The organism is Erythrobacter sp. SN6-5, from assembly GCF_057364945.1.
This window is the reverse complement of the sequence record NZ_CP200282.1, coordinates 290070-311161: the sequence shown is the minus strand read 5'-3', so window position 1 is coordinate 311161 and position 21092 is coordinate 290070. Positions and strand designations below refer to the sequence as shown.

Genomic DNA, 21092 nt, shown 5'->3' with positions numbered 1-21092 from the left:
ATTGAATTCGCGCGTGACTAGTCTGCGGTCTAAAAAAATAAGACATCGGTTTGTTGGAGAGGAAACCTATGACGAAAAAGTTCGTGGCTTACGCCGCTGGTCTGATGGCCTGCAGTTCATTCACAGTACCGACATTCGCGCAAGACGCAGAAGCGTCGGCTCAACCCGAAGCTCCGGATAACGTAATTATCGTTACCGCGACGCGGCGCGCATCGGACGTTCAGGATATTCCTATCGCCGTGACGGCGGTCACGCCGCAGCAGCTCGAACAGCAAGGGATCGCAAATATCCAAACGCTGGGCGCTGTTTCTGCAAGTTTTAATATTCAATCCTCTCAAACGGAATCGCAGGGCACCTCGATCCGCTTGCGCGGGGTAGGTACGACCGGCAACAACATTGGCCTTGAAAGCGCGGTTGGGGTGTTCATCGATGGTGTCTATCAGTCACGCCCTGGGATCGCTCTTGGCGAGCTGGTAGATGTGGCTCAGCTAGAGGTTCTGCGCGGTCCCCAAGGCACACTGTTTGGACGCAATACAACAGCCGGTGCGCTGGTCGTTCGCCATAAGCTGCCTGAACTGGACGAGTTTGGCGGCGAAGTGACGGCGACATACGGGAATTTCGATCTGATCAACGTCCAAGGCGCATTAAATGCGCCTCTGGTAGAGGACTCGTTGGGTGTTCGCTTTAGCGGCTCCTATCGCCAGCGTGATGGTTTCGTGACCAATCCGTTCAATGGAACAGAATCGAACGACCGAGATCGCTTTCTATTGCGTGGCCAACTTTTGTGGGAACCGAGCGCGGATTTAAGCTTGCGATTGATCGCCGACTATCAGCAAACTGATGAGAATTGCTGTGATTCGGTTACCCTGCGCCCGGCAACTGGTGCGCCTCAGGCGGTTTCAGATGCGCTTTTCCCTAATGGCACGCAGGCGCCTGGGACTTTAACGACTAACGAGTTCCCATTTCCGCTCGATCGGATTTCGAACTCACAGGGCTTCGAGAACGATATCGAGCAATGGGGTGTCTCTGCCGAGTTGAACTGGGATTTGGGTGGTGCTGATTTGACCATCATCGGCTCCTATCGCGACTTCCTTGGCGAAAGCCGGCAGGACGATTTTAATGGGGGGCTCGTCTATTCCGTGTCAGGATCGACATTCCCAGCCGGAACACCGCCCACGTTTGACGACATCAAAACCTGGACAGTCGAAGGACGTTTGCAAGGTGATGCCTTTGATGGCGTAGTCGATTGGCTGGTCGGAGTGTTCTACTCTGACGAGCAGATTGTCGAGGAGTTCGCTCTCGGTCTGGGGCCAGAGTTTGGCAGTCTGATCGGCCAGTCCTTCGGTCTGCCTGGTTTTGCACTCCAGGGTGTCGCCGATGCCGGTTCAATCTTCTCCAACGGTGTTCTTGATCCGACCGACGCGGCTTTTGCGCAGGGAGCCTTTGCGCAAAGCCCGATTGCAGCGCAGTCAAGTCTCAACCGGTTTGAACAGGAAGGCACTTCTTTCTCTGTCTTCACTCACAACATTTTCAATGTGACGGATGAATTGAGCATCACTCTGGGTGCGCGTTATGTCGATGACCAGAAGGATGCTCGCTACGATCAGCTGAGTTCAACCGGCAATGCGTGCGCGGCGAGCCGTGCGTTCTTTGGCGGGCTTCAACAGGCACTTGGTGCTGCGGCTGGCGGAGATACTACCGGGCTGGACGCGATTAACGGTGCGCTGGCACCCATCTTTGGCCCAGCTGGTGCAGGCGCTTTGCAAATTCCGGCGATTGCGGGCGCAGGGGCAGCACTCAACTGCTTTGTGTTCGCAGCGCCAGCCGATCCTTTTGGTGGAACCAACCCTGCGACGGCAGGCCTGCCTGTCGAATTTGACGATACGTTCACTGACGATGAATTTATCTACACCGCGCAGGTTGGCTACGAACCGAATGCGGATCTGCTGCTCTATGCTGGTTTTACGCACGGCTACAAAGCGGGCGGTTTCAACCTGGATGCGTCGGCTGCGATCGGCGGAGCTGATCCCAGATTCCGTTCGGAAGAGATTGATGCTTATGAAATCGGTCTGAAATCCACGTTATTGGATGGACGGGCACGCGCTAATATCGCGCTGTTTTACTCCGACCTGGCCGATTTTCAGGTGCTCGAATTCACTGGCACACAGTTCCAGACGTTCAATGTCGATGATGTTTCTTCGAAAGGCATTGAGCTTGAGCTGTTTGCGCAATGGACCGATTACATCAGCAACTCAGTTGCCGTCACATATACGGACGCGCAATATGGCGGAAACTGTGATGCAAGCTTTGTTGCCGCAGGTGGAGCCAATCCGGCTGCTGGGTTGTGCGGTTCCTCGCTAACCAACGCACCTGAAATCGTGGGAATCTTTGGAATGACCTATGATGGTCCGATTAGCGGGGGTGGCTGGAACATGCTGGCCAATGCAAACCTGCGCTATGAATCGGACCGTCGGACGAGCACCAATCCGCAAGACGGTCTTGGCCTTATTCCGTTCGACGTTCAGGACGCCAACGCTAAGCTGAACTTGCGACTTGGTTTCACTGATCCGAGTGACACATACACAATCGAGGTTTGGGGTCGCAATGTCACCAATGAGGTGACGCGTGCGATCACGTTCAACACTCCATTGGTTGGCTCAGTCGCTGCGGGCACTGAGGGTCGCAGTGCGTTCCTCGAAGAGCCGCGCACCTATGGCGTGACTGTGCGAGCAAAGTTCTGACCATTTTGTCGATCAGCTAATTTGCCTTTGGGAGAGGGCAAAGAGAAGGGGCGGTCCGCATAAGCGAGCCGCCCCTTTTTATATGTAAGATTTTCCGTGTGGGTGCTGTCCGGCGTAGTGCGCTGAACCTTACATCCCGCGGGCGATCACCATTTTCATTACTTCGTTTGAGCCGCCAAAGATCCGTGTGATGCGGCAGTCGCGGTACATGCGAGCGATTGGATAGTCGTTGATGAAGCCAGCCCCGCCGTGGAACTGCAGGCATTTGTCGACGACTTCACCCTGCAGTTCTGTGACCATGAGTTTGGCCATGCACGCGGTGGGCACATCCAGCTCGCCCTTGAGGTGCAAGGCGATGCAATGATTGACGAAGACCCGCGCCGCGGTGCTGCGAGCAGCCAGCTCAGCCATCACAAACTGCGTGTTCTGGAAATCCCAGATGGTCTGACCAAAGGCCTTGCGATCCTTGACGAACTCCATGGTGGTCTCGAGCGCCTTTTCGATTCCTGTCATCGCGCCCATGGCAATGATCAAGCGTTCCTGAGGCAGCTCGCCCATCAGCTGGTAAAAGCCTTTGCCCTCTACCCCGCCCAGCACATTTTCCGCTGGAACGAACACGTCGTCGAAGAACAACTCTGAGGTGTCCGCCGCGTCCATCCCGATCTTGTCGAGCTTTTTGCCGCGTTGGAACCCCTCTGCACCCTCGGTTTCGAGCAGCATAAGCGAGATGCCCTTGGCGCGTTCATTGGGGTCAGTCTTGGCGACAACGATAATGAAGTCGGCTGTCTGCCCGCTAGAGATATAGGTCTTGGCGCCGTTGATGCGGTAGCCATTGCCATCCTTAAGCGCCGTCGTCGTGATGCTTTGCAGATCTGACCCAACGCCGGGTTCGGTCATTGCAATCGCGCTGACGAGCTCGCCGGTCACCAGCTTGGGCAGATACTTCTTCTTCTGCTCTTCTGTGGCGTGACGCACGAGATAGGGCAGGATCACTGTGTTGTGCAGGCTGGCGGCAAAGCCTTCGACGCCGTGCTTTGCCTGTTGGTCGATCACAACGATGTCGTGACGGAAATCGCCGCCATGCCCACCATATTCTTCCGGCACAGAGACACCGAGCAGACCCGCTTCGCTGGACCTCATTCCAAAACTCGCGTTCTACCTGACCGTCTTCGCGCCATTTTAGGATGCGCTTTTCCGGCGCATGTTGCTGATAAAATTTGCCAACCGCGTCAGCGAAGATCGAAATCTCTTCGTCTTCCATGAATTCTGGCTGCGCTACATTGATGACTGGCATTTCTCTCTCCTGTGCACCGAGACCACCCCCGCCCTCCACCCTTCCACCCGGAGCCTACCGGGATAATCCGGGCGGAAGGGTGGAGGGCGGGGGTGGTCTCGGCCTCTCAAGCAAAAACTATTTTCTACTTACCCTTCCAATTGGGCGCGCGCTTCTCGGCGAAGGCCGCTGCGCCTTCGCGCGCATCTTCCGAAACGAAGATTGGCCCCATCAGCTTGGCCTGTTCTTTCCAGCGCTCGTCATCGCCCCATAGGCGGGATTCGGCGACGATCTGTTTCGAGACCTTGACCGCGAGCGGACCATTAGCCGTAATTTTCTTGGCCAGTTCCAATGCCGCGTCGAGTGCTGGCCCATCAGTCACATGGTTGAGCAGGCCCAATTCATAAGCCCGGTCCGTACCGATGAACTCACCAGTTAGTGCCAGTTCCATCGCAATCTTGGGTGGGATCATGGTTGGCAGTTTGATGAGGCCGCCCGCTGCGGCGACAAGGCCGCGCTTCGCCTCCGGAATGCCGAATTTCGAGTCCTTGTTGGCGACGATCAGGTCGCAAGAGATCATCAGCTCCATTCCGCTTAGCCAGCGCGTAACCTTCAACAGCTGCTATCAACGGCTTAGCCGGGCCCTTTTCCGTAAGTCCGCCAAAGCCGCGGCCCGGCACGCTCGGGGTCTCGCCGCGCAGGAAGCCTTTAAGATCCATGCCGGAGCAGAATGTGCCGCCAGCGCCGGTAATGATGCCGACGCGCAGGTGGTCTTCTGCATCCAGCCGATCTAGCGCTGCGGCAATCGCTTCGGATGCCGCTTTCGTCATTGCGTTTTTGGCTTCCGGCCGATTGATCGTCATGGTCAAGACGCCATCACGTTCCTCGGTTAGCACTTCTTGAGTTGCGCCTTCGCTCATTCGCTCTCTCCATTTTTCTGATGGCGGTTCATTTTGCCATTTCGATTTGAAACTGAATTCTTGTATCAGTGGTGCAGGCGGTTTACGGACACGTCAACTGCAATTTGGAAAAGTGGAAGAGGAAATCATGGCTGAGGCATATATCATCGATGCGGTGCGCACCCCGCGCGGAATTGGCAAGCAGGGTAAAGGCGCTTTGGCAGCAGAACATCCGCAGCATCTCGCGGCAACCGTGATGCGGGCGATCAAGGACCGCAACAGCCTGGACACCGGCACAGTTGATGATGTGATCTGGTCGGTTTCCACGCAGGACGGGATGCAGGCTGGCGATCTTGGCCGGATGGCTGCACTCGATGCAGGCTATGACATAACCTCTAGCGGCACTACGCTCGACCGGTTTTGTGGCGGCGGCATCACCTCGGTGAGTTTGGCGGCCGCTCAGGTAATGAGCGGTATGGAAGACTGCGTGGTTGCAGGCGGGACAGAGATGATGAGCCTTACCGCTGCTATGGCGCAGGAGAAGATGAAGGCTGGGATAAAGCCGCCAATGATGGGCAGCTATAACGAGCGCCTGCAAAGCGTTCATCCGCAATCGCATCAGGGCATTTGCGGCGATGCGATTGCCACAATTGAGGGCTTTACTCGCGAGGAATTGGACGAGGTCGGATATCGCTCTCAGCAGCGCGCCGCCGAAGCCATCGAGGCGGGCCGATTTAATAACTCTGTTGTCCCTGTGGTCGATGATGAGGGCAATGTGATCCTCGACAAGGATGAGTATCCGCGTCCGCAAACCACGCGTGAAGGGCTGGCTGAGTTGCAACCTGCATTCACCAAGATCGCAGACGTTCCGCTGGATGCCAATGGCACCACATTCCGCGGGCTGATCAATCAGAAGTATCCTGATGTCGACATTCAGAACTTCCACCATGCGGGCAATTCTTCCGGCGTGGTTGATGGCGCGGCAGCGGTTCTGGTCGCGAGCAAAGACTACGCTCAGAAAAACGGACTGAAGCCGCGGGCACGCATCGTTGCCACGGCGAATATGGGTGATGACCCCACGTTGATGCTCAACGCGCCGGTGCCAGCGGCCAAGAAGGTGTTGGAAAAGGCCGGCCTGACCAAAGACGACATCGACCTGTTTGAAATCAACGAGGCGTTTGCTGTTGTGGCGGCCAAATTTGTCCGCGATCTCGATCTCGATTGGGACAAGGTCAATGTGAACGGCGGTTCTATCGCTCTCGGCCACCCGATTGGCGCAACCGGGTCGATCCTGATCGGCACGGTGGTGGATGAGCTTGAGCGGCAAGACAAGCGCTACGGCCTCGTCACGATGTGCGCTGCGGGCGGTATGGCTCCGGCGATTGTTGTCGAGCGTGTGACCGACTTCGTAGACTAAGGCTAAGTATATGATTGCTGACAACACGCCCGTCATTATTGGCGTTGGTCAACATTCCGAGCGAGTCCAGCAGGCCGGCTATGAAACGCTGTCCTATGCTGATCTGGGAGGGCGGGCTCTCGCGGCGGCCATTGCTGACACTGGCGCTGACGGGGATGTTGCTTCGGCGATTGATACTCTGGCGGCGATCCGGGCGTTTGAAATGTCGCGTCCGGACCGCCAACCGCCCTTTGGCGCATCGGATAATGTTCCGCGCAGCTTTGCGAAACGGGTGGGTGCGGACCCTGAACGTGCGATCCTCTCGACCACTGGCGGCCAGTACAATCAGCATTTGGTTGGCGAGTTTGCGAGCGACATTGCAGCTGGCAAATCCGATTGCGCGGCGATTGTCGGATCAGAGGCGATCTCCACCTTTCTCGCTCTAGCGGCGAAGGGCGAGAAGCCAGACTGGTCAGAAGAGGTTGGTGGGCAGCTCGAAGATCGCGGATTCGGCAATGACGGGCTGATGGAGCTGGGTCTGTTCGCGCATGGCGCAACCGGCGCCATCCCGCTCTACGCCCTGGCCGAAAACGCGCGGCGCGCGAAGATAGGTAAGAACCTCGACGAATATCGCCGCGAGATTGGTGAGCTGTTTGCGCCTTTTACCAAGGTCGCGGCGAGCAATCCTCATGCAGCGGCCCCCAAAGAGCGCACAGCCGAAGAACTGGCAACAATCACGGAACGCAACCGGATTGTTGCAGAACCCTATGCGCGAATGACGGTTGCCCGTGATCAGGTGAACCAAGCGGCCGCGATCATCCTCGCCAGTGCCGGAAAAGCGCGTGAGCTGGGCGTGCCCGAAGACCAATGGGTGCATATCCATGCGGTGTCATCGGCGACCGAGTTGGAATTGTCTCAGCGACCAGATCTGTCCGCCAATCCGGCCTCAATTGCCAGCGTTGAGACAGCATTGGAACGCGCAGGCAGGAACATGACAGAGATGCAATTTCTCGACTTTTACTCCTGTTTCGCGATCCCAGTGTTCAACCAATGCGAGCATTTTGGCATCGCGCATGATGACCCGCGCGGGCTGACGTTGACCGGCGGGCTGCCGTTCTTTGGCGGTGCCGGTAACAATTACTCAGCCCATGCGATTTGCGAGGCTGTGGAGCGCGTCCGCAGCAATCGCGGCGCATACGCTTTGGTCGGAGCAAATGGCGGCTGGATGAGCAAATATGCGACTGGCATTTACTCGGCCGAGCCCGCAGATTGGTCAGCAAATGACCGGTTTGAGAAACTGCCCATGGCCACAAATGCAGTGCCGCGCGGTGAGGGGCCATTCGATAGCGCCACGGTTGAGAGCTATACGATCAATCACTCAAAGGCGGGCAGCGATGCCATCTGGCTCGGCCGGAACGCCAATGGAGAGCGTGTGAGCGGCAATTCTGATCTCAGCGATGAAGCGACCGCGAAGGCCTTTCTTGGAGGGCAACCATTCGGCGCAAAACTGGCCGTCACTCAGGATAAGCGCAGGCGCAATATTGGGCGCGTCGTTTAGCAAAGACGTTGGGGTCTAGCCCTGGGGGTTCCACTCCAAAATCGGTGCGTTTGCCCTTTGACATAGTGCCACGAACAGAGTATTTAGTTACAAACGTAACCAACTAGCTCTTGAGTAGGCGCGCGCATGACCAAGCATCCATCTGATCTGTTCGATAATCCGGCTGGCCTTGATGGCTTTGAGTTTGTTGAGTTTTGCGCTCCTGAAAAGGGCATGCTCGAACCTGTTTTTGAAGCCATGGGCTTCACCCATTTAGCGACGCACCGCTCTAAGGACGTCAATCTGTGGCGTCAGGGCGGCATCAATCTAATCGTGAATTATGAGCCGCGCAGCGCCGCTTGGTACTTTGCGCGTGAGCACGGCCCTGGCGCTTGCGGCATGGGTTTCCGTGTACGTGATGCCGCCGCTGCTTATGAGCATGTATTGGAGCAAGGTGCAGAGCCTGTTGCCAATGCTCCTGGCCCAATGGAGCTCAGCATTCCGGCCATTCGCGGGATTGGCGGATCGATCCTCTATCTTATTGATCGCTATGCTGATGAAGCGGGCGAAGGCCTGTCTATTTACGACATCGACTTTGAATACCTTCCTGGCGTCGAAAAGCACCCTGAAGGTTGCGGTTTCCAATTGATCGATCACTTGACGCACAACGTCTATGGTGGGCGGATGGCCTACTGGGCCGATTTCTATGAGAAGCTCTTCAACTTCCAGGAAATCCGTTATTTCGACATCAAGGGCGAGTATACCGGCCTCACTTCGAAGGCGCTTACAGCACCTGATGGCAAAATCCGCATTCCGCTGAACGAGGAAGGCGAAAACGGCAAGGGACAGATCGAGGAATATCTGCGCGAATACAACGGCGAAGGCATTCAGCACATTGCCCTGATCTGTGATGATCTGGTTGCATGTTGGGACAGCCTTAAGCAGCTGGATGTGCCGTTCATGACTGCTCCGCCAGAGACATACTATCAGATGCTGTCGGAACGCCTGCCGGGCCATGGTCAAGACGAAGCAGCGCTTAAGTCGCGCGGAATATTGCTAGATGGAACGACCGAAGGCGGCAGCCCTCGCTTGCTTCTCCAGATCTTCGCAGAACCACGTATTGGCCCGGTCTTCTTCGAATTCATTCAGCGCGTGGGCGACTACAAAGACGGTTTTGGCGAAGGTAATTTCAAAGCTCTGTTTGAGAGCATTGAGCGCGATCAGGTCGCGCGCGGTGTCCTTGATGTTGAAAAAGAGCTGAGCTGAATGAGCGCGGCCGCTAACTCCCATCCCGTGAAACTGGGCGGCGTCCATCACGTCGCCTACCGCTGCAAGGACGCCAAAGAGACCGTCGAATGGTACGCCCGCGTCATGGGCATGGAATACACGACGGCTTTTGCCGAGGATCATGTCCCTTCGACGGGTGATTATGATCCATATATGCATGTCTTTCTTGATGCGGGGAACGGCAATATTCTGGCATTTTTCGAGCTGCCCAATCAACCAGATATGGGGCGTGACGAAAATACACCAGCCTGGGTCCAACATTTGGCCTTCCGGGTGGGTAGCGAAGCCGAATTGCTCGCGGCAAAGGTCCATGTAGAGGCGCAAGGGATCGATGTGCTTGGCCCCACGCATCACGGCATTTTTAAGTCGATCTATTTCTTCGATCCCAATGGTCACCGCGTCGAACTCGCCGCCGACATCGGCACAGTCGAGCAATATGCGGAGTTAAAGCGGGTTGCCCCGCTGATGCTGGATGAATGGTCAAAGACGAAGAAAGCCCCGCGTCACGCCGATTGGCTGCATGAATTGGCGCGCGAAGAACATTCCGCCTAATTCAAACAGCTGACGGCATTACTTTGGTGCCATTTCAATAGCACAAATCTCAGAATTGATGAAGATTTGACCGCAGAATCTGCGTACGAATGCTTACCTCGCCTTAACCACTTACATCTATTGGGTTTCCTTCGATCTCGGAGCGTAAACGCCAATGGCGAAGCTATCAGCCTCAATGACATCCAAAACTGCCTCGGCGGTGCAGGAGATCTATCGGCCGATTATTCGTGGCTATTTCGCAGTTTTTGCTGCGTACTATCTGCTGCTCCTGCCGACTAATTTCTTTTATTTTGAAGGCTTTGATCTCTGGGCCGTCGTCGGCATCGCGTCGCTAACTTCTGTTATTGCCGTCGTTGGCTTTTTTCGGCTGCGTGAAAAGACTGAGATCGAAATGCTGGAACGCCTGCTGGTCGTTCTGAACTTCTTGGTTGTGATGAACGTCGTGACAACGCTCAATCTGATGTTTGAGCCGGAAAAAATGGTGTACTTCGTGATTCTGGTGATGCTGTTTGCACTTTCCAGCGTCAGCACGCGCCAATCCGTGCTTTCAATCGTCTTCGCATGTCTCGCTTTCCTCACCTACGTCCCGAGGCTTGAGACGAGTGACCAGGCGACCTATGGTTTTCTGATTTTCGGCGCGATCATGGCCTCGCTCTCGATCACCTATTACCTGCGCAAAGCGATCACTTACATCGCCACTTCAAAGCTCGACGCTGAACATCAACTGGAAGAAGCCCGAGTGGTTGGCGAGAGTTTGCGGCACAAATCGCTCTCCGACAGCCTAACTGGCCTGCCCAATCGCCGCGCATTCTTCGAGGCTCTTCGCAAATCAAAGCATGATATCAGCCGCCAAGCAAAAGAAAGCCGCGACGATCCAAAGGCACAGGTGCAAAACCTATGGCTGATCCTAGTCGATCTTGATGGATTTAAGGCGGTCAATGATGTGCACGGCCATTTGGTCGGCGATTTGCTGCTTAAGGAAGTGTCCGAACGGCTTATGGCCCATTGCGGTGACACGGCGCATGTCAGCCGGATGGGCGGTGATGAATTTAATATCATCCTCAAGTCCAGTGGTGATGAAACGGAAGTCAGGGCCTGGTGCGATGAATTGCTGGAAGAGCTCGCCAAATCCTATGTGATCGAAGGGCGCTATGTGCGCGTCTCAGGGTCCATGGGATGCAAGATGATGGACTTGACCCAAGGGGCACGGTCGCAAATCAATGAAGCCGATTACGCTTTGATGGCGGCCAAAAAGCAAGGCAAAAACCGCACCGTAGTCTTCACCGAGGTCCATGCGAGGCAGGCAGATGAACGTTACAAGGTCGAGCAGGCGCTTCGCTTTGCGAGCCTGCCAGATGAAATTGAACTGCTGTATCAACCGCAGGTGGATTTGCGCCATAATCGGATCGTCAGGGCGGAGGCTTTGGCGCGTTGGTCAAGTCCGATTATCGGCGAAGTGGAGCCGAGCAAGTTTATTAAGGTGGCAGAAGAAAGCGGCCTGATTACGCAGATCACTTTGACGGTCGTCGAGCAGGCGTTCCGCACGCTATCGATGTGGTCAGCTCCGGTGCCGATCGCTATCAACCTTTCGTGCCACGATCTGATCAGTGATCCGAGCATTGATCAGATAGTTGAAATGGCTGAAGAGTTTGAAATTGACCCGGCCTTGGTCGAATTTGAAGTGACCGAGACGGCCATGATGATTGACCTCGACAAAGCGACCACCAATCTCAAGCGCCTTTCCGAGATTGGCTTCTCTATAGCTCTGGATGACTTTGGCACTGGCTATTCCAACTTCAGCTATCTGAGGCGTTTGCCAATTGAAAAGCTAAAAGTGGACCGGTCGCTGATGGAGAACTCAGGCGATCCCATGACTGAGAAGGTGCTGTTCTCCCTCGCTGGCATGGCGCGCACTTTGGGGGTCGCGTGCTTGCTGGAGGGGATCGAAAGCGAAGTCGATCTTTTGGTTGCCAAGCGTGTTGGGGCCGATGCGGTTCAAGGTTTTCTGTTTGGCCAACCGATGAGCGCAGACGAACTGACAAAGGCGTTGGCGAAAGACGCAGAAAAGAAAGTCAGCCCGGCAACCGCCACATATTGAGGCAGGGCTACAAATCAGCGCGCTTGTCTTCGCCGCCTGGTCACTCTCGTAACTTTTGAAGAATGGTGGCGGAGACGGAGGGATTCGAACCCTCGATACCCGTAGTAGGTATGGTTCCTTAGCAGGGAACTGGTTTCAGCCACTCACCCACGTCTCCGCAACGCTCGCACTGCGTTTTCGCTGCGAAGGCGCGCTATAGGCGCGGCGATTGCCAGCGGCAAGGTACCTCTTTTCAAAAAATTTGCGAAGATAGGCGGATCGTGTTGATCTGATCGGCGGCATAGGCGGGTTCGCGCCATGATTATGCGCATCAGACTGGCTCTAAAGCGTCGCATTTTCGCAATCTATCGGGAAATCGATTCGCTTCATCGCGTTTTCGATTCGATTCATCGCCGGGCAATTGTCGTGCGGGCAGCAAAGGACTCTGCTCGGCCCTGAACAGGCCTGAAGACGAAAATAGGAAGGTCAAACCTGATGGTTTTACAGCAGCTGATCACTCGAACGGGTCTCGCTATTGCGGGAAGTATCGCGCTTTTGAGCGCGCCCCTGGCGGCCCAAGGGGTTGAGTCATTCGATCCTGATGAGGCCTATGATGCCTCTGCGCAGACTGATCTTGCTCCAATCGATGGCGATTTGCTCGACCCTGCAAGTGCCGCGGCAACGGGCAGCAATGCCCCAGTGCCAGTACCAGCGAACAATAATGCTTCGACTGAGTGGGGAGTTTCCGCTCCCGCATCGCAGCCTAGCTCAACCGACCTTCGATGATGAGTTCGCCACCTACTCCACCGATGCACAAACAGCCCCGGAATGGTCGAACCCCGATGCAGCCGGTGAAGTGGGGGCTGATCCATCGATCCAGGCCGCCAATGCTGACACCTACGGCGAAGATGATCTGATTGGCGCGGCTGAGGGCGTGTTTGGCAAAGGCGCAGAGGGTCTGGCCGGATTGATCGAAGATTTGCTCAAGAAACAGGGCGAGCCCAACGGCTATATCATCGGACGCGAAGCTGGCGGTGCGTTTATCGTTGGCGCGCGCTATGGCTCGGGCATGTTGCACCATAAGATCGAAGGTCAGCGCAAAGTCTATTGGACCGGACCTTCGATTGGTTTTGATGCGGGTGCAAACGCGGGCAACACCTTCGTGCTGGTTTACAACTTGCATGACACTGAGGAGCTCTACGAACGCTATCCAGCGGGCGAAGGTCAGGCCTATCTCGTGGGCGGCATGCACGCGAGCTACATGCGCAAGGGCGACGTTGTGCTGATCCCGATCCGGGTCGGTGCTGGCCTACGGCTGGGCGTTAACGCAGGCTACATGAAATTTTCCAAGAAGCAGCGTTGGCTGCCGTTCTAAGCAAAACCGGAATTGTTCCGTATAACTTAGCCAAAATAGCGCAAAAGCTGGTTGCGGCATCGCTCGCCACGCGGCATTGCGCATGGCGCTATGCTCAATCGACTCGAAACCCAATCGCCCGACGCGCTGCTCGCGCTGATCAAGCTTTACGCTGACGACAGTCGCACCGATAAGATCGACCTGGGTGTCGGTGTCTATCGCACGGATGACGGCGACACGCCGGTGTTTGCTGCGATCAAGGCGGCAGAGCAGCGGTTGGTCGATAATCAGGACAGCAAAAGCTATCTCGGGCCAGAAGGCGACATGGGCTTCGTCAATGCGCTGATGCCCTATATCTTTGGTGATGATGCGACGATGGGCGGGCGGATCGCGGGGATGCAAACTCCCGGCGGGACCGGCGCAGTTCGGCTTGCGGCGGCTTTGGCGCAGAAGGCTGGGCTGGAGCGGCTGTATATGGGCACGCCAAGTTGGCCCAACCATGCGCAAATCTTTCGCGACATTGCGCTTGAATTCGCTCCGTTTGAACACGCCAAGGCGGACGGGACAGCCAATATTGATGACGTGCTAGAGGCCATTCGCTCTGCGCAACCCAATTCGGGTATTCTTCTGCATGGTTGCTGTCACAATCCGACGGGTGTGGAATACACCTCCGCACAATGGGACGCGATTGGCGATGCCATAGCGGAAACAGGCATCTTCCCGATCATCGACACCGCCTATCAAGGGCTCGGCGATGGGCTGGAAGAAGACGCAGCGGGACTGCGCAGCGTACTAGCCAAAGTGCCAGAGGCCTTCATCGCCTACAGCTGCGACAAGAACTTTGGCATGTACCGCGACCGCGTTGGGGCGTTTTACATCATGGCCGACGATCAGGCCGTGCTCGATAAGGCGTTCTCTAACGCCAATGCACTGGCACGGGCAAGCTGGTCTATGCCGCCTGACCATGGCGGCTCAGCGGTGCGTGAGATCCTGCGCGATGGAGAACTCACACGGCTTTGGCTCGATGAACTGGACACCATGCGCGAGCGGATGCGCCAAGTGCGGACCCGCCTTGCAGATGCTGGACAGACTGGCGGGGTCGATCTGGCGCCGCTGGGTCAGCAAAACGGCCTGTTCTCCGTTCTTCCGGTGAGCAAGGAGCAAGTGGCGACGCTTCGTGAAGACCATGGAATTTATATGGCCGCATCGGGCCGTATCAACATCGCTGGTTTGAACATGGGCAATATTGACAAATTCATTGCCGCTGTCGCTGATGTAACCGGTTAAGGGCAGCGCGAATGGACCGTCAGCCAACCTTGGAAGGGGAGCGGGTTCTCTTAAGACCTCTGCACGAAGACGATTGGGAGGCGCTGTTCGCCATCGCCTCTGATCCTGCCGTGTGGGAACAGCACCCGATGCATGACCGCTGGCGGGAAGATGTGTTCCGTCCATTTTTTGACGATGCGATGGCACAAGGCGGGGCTCTGGCGATCATCGACAGAGCCAAAGATGCTATCATCGGTTCGACCCGGTTTCAGGTGTTTGACGAAGTGGATGGCGGATCGGTGGAGATCGGTTGGACGTTTCTCGCCCCGAAATATTGGGGTCGGGGCATCAATCAAGAGATGAAACGATTGATGCTTGAGCACGCTTTTGAGAGCGTCGCGCGGGTCGACTTTCGGGTGGGTGAGACCAATTATCGTTCTCGCATTGCGCTCGAGAATATTGGTGCAGAGCGTTCGCGCCGCACTGAACTGACTCAATATCAGGGGAAACGGGTGCTTCACATCGTCTATGAGATTACTGCGAAGAGCTTCGCCTCTGGGACGCTCGTCTTGAAAGCTTCAGATGACGAAGCGGATGAGAGTTAAGGGGCCGCCTGCAGACCTTGCATCCGCTTTAGGTAGCGCGCGAGCACGTCAATTTCCAGATTGACCTGATCACCCGTAGTGAGCCGACCAAGGGTGGTGACCTCGCTGGTGTGCGGAATGATATTGAGTGCAAAGTCGCAGGCACCATCCTGGCGATCACGCACATCATTCACTGTTAGCGACACGCCATCAACCGTGATCGATCCTTTGGCCGCGATGAAGGGGGCCATGCTGGCCCGCGCGCGGATTGCGACTTTCCAGGAATCGCCCTGCTCTTTGGCCAGCACAACCTCACCAATCGAATCGACATGGCCGGTCACGATATGGCCGCCAATCTCGTCGCCAACGCGCAGGCTAGGCTCAATGTTGAGTGTGCGGCCCTCGGTCCACATATCCCTTACTGTGCAGGACACAGTCTCGCCTGAGACATCCACGTCGAACCAGGCATCACCGGCCTCTCCGCCGCGATCAATCACCGTCAGGCAAACGCCGGAGCAAGCGATAGAAGCGCCAATGTCGATCCGGGCAGGGTCCAATGGGGCGGCAATTCGAACGCGCAAATCGCCACGCTGATCGAGAGACTGGATCGTGCCGATGGCGGTAACAATTCCGGTAAACATGAATGCGTTCCTTGTTAGCGCTGACGCAGATACGACGTGAACGTGTCTCTGCCAAGCTGGCGTTGATCTGCGCTGGCCCAGCGGCCATGCACCGCGTCCAGCGATTTCATTTCCAATGCCCCTAGGCCGCGCAGGCCGTCGCCGATGGCAATGGGCGCGCGGTAAAGGTGTAGCTCGTCAACGAGGTCTTCTTTCAGAAAGCTTGTCGCTGTCTGCGCGCCTCCCTCAACATAGAGGTGCTGTACGCTTTCAAGTGCGCTGATCTCGCTTGGCGCGCTTAGGGCTTCAACGCCCTCCGGCGCGTTGCCACGGGTCAGCACGACGCGTGAGGGACTGCGCGCTTCAAGACCGGGCAGTCGAACATCGAGACGTGGCTTGTCCGCGCGCCAAGTGCCGCCGCCTACCAGAATCGCATCATGGCGAGCCCGCTGAGCATGAACATGCGCGCGCGAAGCCTCGCCAGTGATCCATTGGCTGGTCCCGTCGGCCAGCGCGATGCAGCCATCCAATGACATAGAAAGCTTCAGCGTCACATAGGGGCGGCTAAGCTTGGCCCGCGTCAAATAGCCAGCGAGGCTGCGCTGTGCGCCTGTGTGCTCCAGCACTGCGATCTCAACCCCGGCCGCGCGCAAGCGCTCTACGCCAGCGCCCGCGGTGCGCGGATCGGGGTCACCCTGTCCGATCACAACGCGCGCAGGCTTAGCTGCAACAAGTAGGTCTGCGCAGGATGGCCCGCGCTCTGATGTGTGCGCGCATGGCTCCAGCGTCACGTAGATGGTCGCGCCCCTCGCGCCGTCTGGGCCTAGAGTGGATAGGGCGTGCGCCTCTGCATGCGGGCGGCCACCAGCCTGTGTCCAACCGCGAGCAATTAGCCGTCCATCGTGCACGATCAGCGCGCCTACGCCTGGATTGGGGCGGCTGAGTGGGCGGGCGCGAGCAGACAGCCGGGCGGCTGCCTCCATCCAGACATCGTCGGAATGTGCGGCCCGCAAAGCTATGGTGTTTCGCTTTCACTGGTCGCCGCGGATGTTTGCTGGTTGCGGGATGAAAGCGCCTCAAGACGCGCCGCCTCGGCTGCGGCTTCTGCGGCGCGGTCCGCCTCCGCTTGGCGCTCCATTTCTTCCACGTCAAAACCGCTCGCTGCGCCTAGGGCCTTGTAAGCGTCGCGTTTGCGTTGCTCATATTCCGCGATCCTGGCTGCGCGCTCGTCTTTCGCGGTCTGATTTTCCTCGTTGGAGGCGATGATTTCTTCGTCAGTGCGATCCGGCGCAAAGCTGGTGATGTAGGTCACGCTCGGGCGTTCAGGCGGTAGGTATACGGTTTCCGATGTCGCCCACAGCATGATGAGTGCAAACGGCAGCGAAGACACGAACAGGATCGGCCAGCGATAGGGATTAGGCTTGCGAAACTCCGACCAGAAGTCTGCAATGCCGGCCTTTGGATTGAAACGCGATTTCGAAAGCATGCCCGCAATATAGGGCGCAAATGGACGCTATGCCAGAGATGCTTTTGAGCGAGCGCTCGCCTTAGCCAAAGCTGGCGTAAAGCGTGCGGCCTTGTTCCTTCAACCAGCGATCGGCGCGGCTGATATCCTCTTCGTAGAGATCATCGAGCAGCGCGTAAAATGCCGGACTGTGATCGAAATGGATCAGATGGGTGACCTCATGCGCGGCCACTGAGCGCCTGACGAAATCTGGTGCCTGCACCAATCGCCAATTGATACGGATACGGCTTTTCTCAGAGCAACTGCCCCAGCGTTTTTGCGCACGCGACAGGCCGACCGGCACTTTTTCCAGCTTGGCCCGCTCGCAATAGTCCGACACGTCTTGTTCAAACAGGGCCAGAGCCTCACGTTCGAGCCAGCTTTTGAGGCGTTTCTCCAGCGCGTTTTCCGGCCCGCCGATCTGTATCTGATCGCCTATTTTGCGCGGGCGGCGGGGGGCATCCTGCGACCAGTCAACCACGAGTGGCTCACCGCGAAACAGGATTTCACCACCAGGCTGGGGCACACAGCGGCGCGGGATGCGCGCCAATTGCTCGGTTAGCCATTCGGTGCGCGAGCGGGCAAAATTGATCGCCTCGCCCGTGCGCGCCCAGGCAGGCATGCTGATGCGCACTTCACTGCCATCAGGCGCAAGACGCAAGGTCAGCCGCTTCGCATTTTTCATGCGCCTGAGCGCAATGGGTAGGGTCTGATCGCCCAGCTCAATCTCGTGGGTGACGGGCGTGTTGGTCTCGGCGCGGCGCAGCCAATCAATCATGATGCTGCCTTCACAAAAGGCGAGCTGCCGACGCCTTCGCCCCATTCGACGATATGATGTTCCAGCGGGCCAGCGTCATTCTCGCTTACAACCCGGCCAGCCACTGACACTCCGGCGTGTTTCACCGTTTCACGGTCGCCGCTGATCAAATAATGCCAATCGGGCAAATCGCGCCCCTCTGCACGTATCCGATAGGCGCAAGTCGAGGGCAGCCAGGGGACGTCCTCTACGATCTTGAGTGTCAGGCGCAGGCAATCGGGCACGAAGGCCTTGCGGTTGCGATAATCGCTGCACTGTGCGCTTTCGCAATCGAGCAATTTGCAGGCGACATTGGTGTCGGTGATCTCGCCCGTGTCAGCGTCTTCGATTTTATGCAGACAGCAGCGCCCACAGCCATCGCATAGTGCTTCCCATTCTGCGCGGTTAAGCTCTGCCAGCTTAAGCGTCCAAAATTCGTCTCTTAGCTCACCCATTTGTCGAGTTCTGCTGCAACCGCCTCTGGCCCCTGATCGGTTGGTAAAGTGGCGAGCGGTTCGCCGCCAGGCCCAAACAGATAAGTGATGGCGGAGTGGTTGATCAGATATCCGCCGCCTGGCGTGTCTTCGCCGCGCTCGTAGAAGATGCGGAAATTGTCCGCTGCTGTTTTTACCTGTTTGGCGCTGCCGGTGAGGCCGATCAGCTCATCAGAAAAGGCTGAGGTAAATTCGCCAACGATCTCCGGTGTGTCGCGCTCTGTATCGACGGAAATAAAGATCGGTTGGATGTTGTCAGTACGCTCCGGAGAGCTCTCGGCAAACTGGCCAAGCCCCTGGATCATGCGCTGCACGTCGGTGGGGCATACGTCCGGGCAAAAGGCAAAGCCGAAATAGACGATGCGGTATTGTCCATCAAAGTCGGCCCAGCGCACCGTTTCTCCTGCGGAGTTGATCAGCTCAAACGGGCCGCCGATATCGGCGCCAGCCAGCGGCGGCTCCCCGGGGTCTTCTGCAGGGTTTGGCATGCCAGAGCAGCCTGCCAATGCCAGGCTGGCGGCAAGCGCAAGGCTCGCAAAAAAACGCGGTGCTGGATTCAAGGTGTTGGCGCGCTGGTTCATGGTCTGCTAACTGGGCTTGGTTCAAACGGATCGAAACATTGGGGCTTCGCTTAACTGCGTCCTCAATAATGATCTGGCAGGAAATGTGAAAGGATAGAAGCTTGGGGCGCTCATTTTTGCGCAGTGTTGGCGCTGCGGCGGTATTGTCTTGCGGCGGAGCAATGGCTTTGGGACTTGGTGGAGCGGTGATGACAGCGCCTCTGGCAGCTCAGGGTTTTTCCGACGGGTTTGAGTTTCTAAAGGCCGTGAAAGACCGTGACGGGGATGCGGCGACGGATTTTCTGAATGAGCCAGGGACGACCATCGTCAACAGCCGCGACATCACGTCTGGTGAGACTGGCCTGCACATCGTGGTGGCTAGGCGAGACACTGTTTGGGTGCGCTTCCTGCTGCAACGCGGTGCCAATCCCAATATCCGCGATAAGAAAGGCGTAACTCCGCTGCAAATGGCCACTACGTTGGGCTTTGTTGATGGGGTGGAGGAACTGGTTAAACGCGGCGCACAGGTAGACGTAAGCGATAAGGCTGGCGAAACCCCGCTGATTGCCGCCGTGCATCGACGCGACACTGCGGTTATCCGTTTGCTCCTGGAAAAAGGGGCTGACCCAGACCGCAATGACAATTCCGGGCGTTCGGCGCGGGACTATGTTGAGCTGATGAATTCCAACAGCGCGATCCTCGCGGAATTCACCCGCGCCGACAAAGAGCGTGAAGAAAAGGGAACGGATCGCAACTACGGGCCTTCTTTTTGAGATGACCGACTTTTCTGACATGACCCTGGATGAGCTGCGCGTTGCGTTGGCCCCGGATATCGCGGCCTCGGCCATCTTTGATGGCTGGAACGAAACGGCTCTGCTCGCCGCCGCGGATATGGCAGGCGCCGATCCAGATGTCGCAAAGCTGGCCTATCCCGGCGGCGCGATGGATATGATCAAGGCGTGGATCGAGAATATCGACGCGCAAATGGAGGCGGAATGGCCCGCTGAAAAGCTCGGTGAGCTGAAGATCCGCGAGCGCATTCGTGAGCTGGTCGTGTTCCGCTTGAAAGCAGTCGATGGCCTGGATGAGGCTCTACGCCGGGCGCTGTCGATCATGGCCATGCCGCACAACGCGCCTGCATCGCTCAAAATCGGCTGGAGCTCGGCTGACTTGATGTGGCGGCTCGCTGGTGACACCGCGACCGATTACAACCATTATACGAAGCGCACGATCCTGGCCGGAATCTACAGCGCGACATTGGCCGTGTTCGTGAACGACGACAGCGAAGGCAAAGAGACAACCTATGCCTTCCTCGATCGCCGCATCGATGGCGTCATGAAGTTTGAAAAAGCCAAGGCAAAGTTTTTAGGCGGCGAGCGCGAGACCTTCAGCCTGTCACGCTTCCTGGGCCGCCTGCGTTACCCAAGCACATAAGGTTACCGTCAAGATGGAGGTGGATAAGCGCGTTCAGCGCTCGCCTCTGCTTGCCTGCTCGCTTATGACATCAGGGAATCGCAAACACGGGCCGCGGGCATTGCCGCGTTCCCAGCAACACAAGCAAAGGGTTTCAAGACATGGCGGGTTCGCTCAATAAGGTAATGCTGATCGGCAATTTGGGCGCTGACCCCGAAATTCGCAGTTTTCAGAATGGCGGCAAGGTTGCCAACCTGCGCATCGCGACCAGCGAGACCTGGAAGGATCGCAACACGGGCGAGCGGCAAGAACGCACCGAATGGCATACCGTGGCGATCTTCTCAGAGGGCCTGGTCAACGTGGTCGAAAACTATCTCAAGAAGGGTTCAAAGGTCTTCATCGAGGGCAAGCTTCAGACCCGCAAATGGCAAGATCAATCGGGCAATGATCGCTATTCCACTGAAGTGGTGCTGCGCGGCTTTGATGGCACGTTGACCATGCTTGATGGTCGCGGCGAAGGCGGCGGTGGTGGTCGCTCAGGCGGCGGTTACGGCGGCGGCCAAGGCGGAGGCGGCTGGAACCAAGGCGGTGGTGGTTCTGGGGGCGGCTCTGGCGGGGGCAATCAAGGCGGCGGGAACGCTGGCGGCGGCGGAGGTTACGATGACCTCGACGACGACATCCCGTTCTGATCGGTTCGAACCAACCCAAACAGCAAAGGGCCTCGCAGACAATTCTGCGG

The 21092-nt window shown here is 57.1% G+C and carries 17 protein-coding genes, 1 tRNA gene and 3 pseudogenes; 12 read left to right on the top strand and 9 right to left on the bottom strand.

What is annotated here, in order from left to right; genetic code table 11:
* The first annotated feature begins 68 nt into the window (after positions 1 to 68).
* The gene (locus AC0V6Z_RS01470) at positions 69 to 2741 is read left to right on the top strand and encodes a TonB-dependent receptor (protein WP_472639653.1); all 2673 of its coding nucleotides are present in this window, start codon (positions 69 to 71) and stop codon (positions 2739 to 2741) included.
* A gap of 129 nt (positions 2742 to 2870) precedes the next feature.
* Here AC0V6Z_RS01470 and AC0V6Z_RS01465 read toward each other — a convergent pair.
* Positions 2871 to 4035, bottom strand: a pseudogene (locus tag AC0V6Z_RS01465) (acyl-CoA dehydrogenase family protein).
* A 124-nt stretch (positions 4036 to 4159) separates the two neighbouring features.
* Positions 4160 to 4934, bottom strand: a pseudogene (locus AC0V6Z_RS01460) (crotonase/enoyl-CoA hydratase family protein).
* Positions 4935 to 5061: 127 nt separating this feature from the next.
* Here AC0V6Z_RS01460 and AC0V6Z_RS01455 point away from each other — a divergent pair.
* From AC0V6Z_RS01455 to AC0V6Z_RS01435, 5 genes are all read left to right on the top strand, one after another.
* Positions 5062 to 6330, top strand: coding sequence for an acetyl-CoA C-acetyltransferase (locus tag AC0V6Z_RS01455; RefSeq protein WP_472639652.1), 1269 nt, complete (start codon positions 5062 to 5064; stop codon positions 6328 to 6330).
* Positions 6331 to 6340: 10 nt separating this feature from the next.
* The gene (locus tag AC0V6Z_RS01450; RefSeq protein ID WP_472639651.1) at positions 6341 to 7867 is read left to right on the top strand and encodes an acetyl-CoA acetyltransferase; all 1527 of its coding nucleotides are present in this window, start codon (positions 6341 to 6343) and stop codon (positions 7865 to 7867) included.
* 126 nt (positions 7868 to 7993) lie between these two features.
* Positions 7994 to 9112, top strand: a complete 1119-nt coding sequence (gene hppD, locus AC0V6Z_RS01445; protein ID WP_472639650.1) for a 4-hydroxyphenylpyruvate dioxygenase — start codon at positions 7994 to 7996, stop codon at positions 9110 to 9112.
* Complete coding sequence (locus tag AC0V6Z_RS01440; protein WP_472639649.1) at positions 9113 to 9685, top strand: VOC family protein; 573 nt, start codon at positions 9113 to 9115, stop codon at positions 9683 to 9685.
* Between the two features lie 175 nt (positions 9686 to 9860).
* Positions 9861 to 11783 (top strand): putative bifunctional diguanylate cyclase/phosphodiesterase, encoded by a 1923-nt coding sequence (locus tag AC0V6Z_RS01435; protein WP_472639648.1) that lies wholly within the window; start codon positions 9861 to 9863, stop codon positions 11781 to 11783.
* Between the two features lie 66 nt (positions 11784 to 11849).
* Here AC0V6Z_RS01435 and AC0V6Z_RS01430 read toward each other — a convergent pair.
* Positions 11850 to 11940: transfer RNA gene (locus AC0V6Z_RS01430), tRNA-Ser, on the bottom strand.
* Positions 11941 to 12257: 317 nt separating this feature from the next.
* On the opposite strand from AC0V6Z_RS01430, the pseudogene AC0V6Z_RS01425 reads away from it, so the two are divergent.
* The 3 genes and pseudogenes from AC0V6Z_RS01425 (at position 12258) to AC0V6Z_RS01415 (ending at position 14987) form a co-directional block, all read left to right on the top strand.
* Positions 12258 to 13137: pseudogene (locus AC0V6Z_RS01425) on the top strand (EipA family protein).
* A 90-nt stretch (positions 13138 to 13227) separates the two neighbouring features.
* Positions 13228 to 14403, top strand: a complete 1176-nt coding sequence (locus AC0V6Z_RS01420) for an amino acid aminotransferase (RefSeq protein WP_472639647.1) — start codon at positions 13228 to 13230, stop codon at positions 14401 to 14403.
* A gap of 11 nt (positions 14404 to 14414) precedes the next feature.
* A complete protein-coding gene (locus AC0V6Z_RS01415) occupies positions 14415 to 14987 on the top strand; it encodes a GNAT family N-acetyltransferase (protein ID WP_472639646.1) in 573 nt (190 codons plus the stop codon).
* On the opposite strand, the gene AC0V6Z_RS01410 is transcribed toward AC0V6Z_RS01415, so the two are convergent.
* From AC0V6Z_RS01410 to AC0V6Z_RS01385, 6 genes are all read right to left on the bottom strand, one after another.
* The gene (locus AC0V6Z_RS01410; protein WP_472639645.1) at positions 14984 to 15607 is read right to left on the bottom strand and encodes a riboflavin synthase; all 624 of its coding nucleotides are present in this window, start codon (positions 15605 to 15607) and stop codon (positions 14984 to 14986) included. The genes AC0V6Z_RS01415 and AC0V6Z_RS01410 overlap by 4 nt on opposite strands.
* 14 nt (positions 15608 to 15621) lie before the next feature.
* Positions 15622 to 16569 (bottom strand): bifunctional diaminohydroxyphosphoribosylaminopyrimidine deaminase/5-amino-6-(5-phosphoribosylamino)uracil reductase RibD, encoded by a 948-nt coding sequence (gene ribD, locus AC0V6Z_RS01405; protein ID WP_472640816.1) that lies wholly within the window; start codon positions 16567 to 16569, stop codon positions 15622 to 15624.
* A 32-nt stretch (positions 16570 to 16601) separates the two neighbouring features.
* Positions 16602 to 17072, bottom strand: coding sequence for a hypothetical protein (locus AC0V6Z_RS01400; RefSeq protein ID WP_472639644.1), 471 nt, complete (start codon positions 17070 to 17072; stop codon positions 16602 to 16604).
* A gap of 61 nt (positions 17073 to 17133) precedes the next feature.
* Positions 17134 to 17868, bottom strand: coding sequence for a M48 family metallopeptidase (locus AC0V6Z_RS01395; RefSeq protein WP_472639643.1), 735 nt, complete (start codon positions 17866 to 17868; stop codon positions 17134 to 17136).
* Positions 17865 to 18341: a YcgN family cysteine cluster protein gene (locus tag AC0V6Z_RS01390; protein ID WP_472639642.1), complete on the bottom strand. Its 477-nt coding sequence runs from the start codon at positions 18339 to 18341 to the stop codon at positions 17865 to 17867. The genes AC0V6Z_RS01395 and AC0V6Z_RS01390 overlap by 4 nt, the downstream gene beginning before the upstream one ends.
* Positions 18329 to 18961, bottom strand: a complete 633-nt coding sequence (locus AC0V6Z_RS01385) for an SCO family protein (RefSeq protein WP_486176423.1) — start codon at positions 18959 to 18961, stop codon at positions 18329 to 18331. Before AC0V6Z_RS01385 ends, AC0V6Z_RS01390 begins: the two co-directional genes overlap by 13 nt.
* A gap of 101 nt (positions 18962 to 19062) precedes the next feature.
* Between AC0V6Z_RS01385 and AC0V6Z_RS01380 the strand changes: the two genes are divergently transcribed.
* The 3 genes from AC0V6Z_RS01380 (at position 19063) to ssb (ending at position 21042) form a co-directional block, all read left to right on the top strand.
* Entirely contained in the window at positions 19063 to 19713 is a 651-nt protein-coding gene (locus tag AC0V6Z_RS01380) for an ankyrin repeat domain-containing protein (RefSeq protein WP_472639640.1), read from the top strand.
* A gap of 1 nt (position 19714) precedes the next feature.
* Entirely contained in the window at positions 19715 to 20374 is a 660-nt protein-coding gene (locus AC0V6Z_RS01375) for a COQ9 family protein (RefSeq protein WP_472639639.1), read from the top strand.
* Positions 20375 to 20514: 140 nt separating this feature from the next.
* Complete coding sequence (gene ssb / locus AC0V6Z_RS01370) at positions 20515 to 21042, top strand: single-stranded DNA-binding protein (protein WP_472639638.1); 528 nt, start codon at positions 20515 to 20517, stop codon at positions 21040 to 21042.
* Positions 21043 to 21092: the final 50 nt, after the last annotated feature.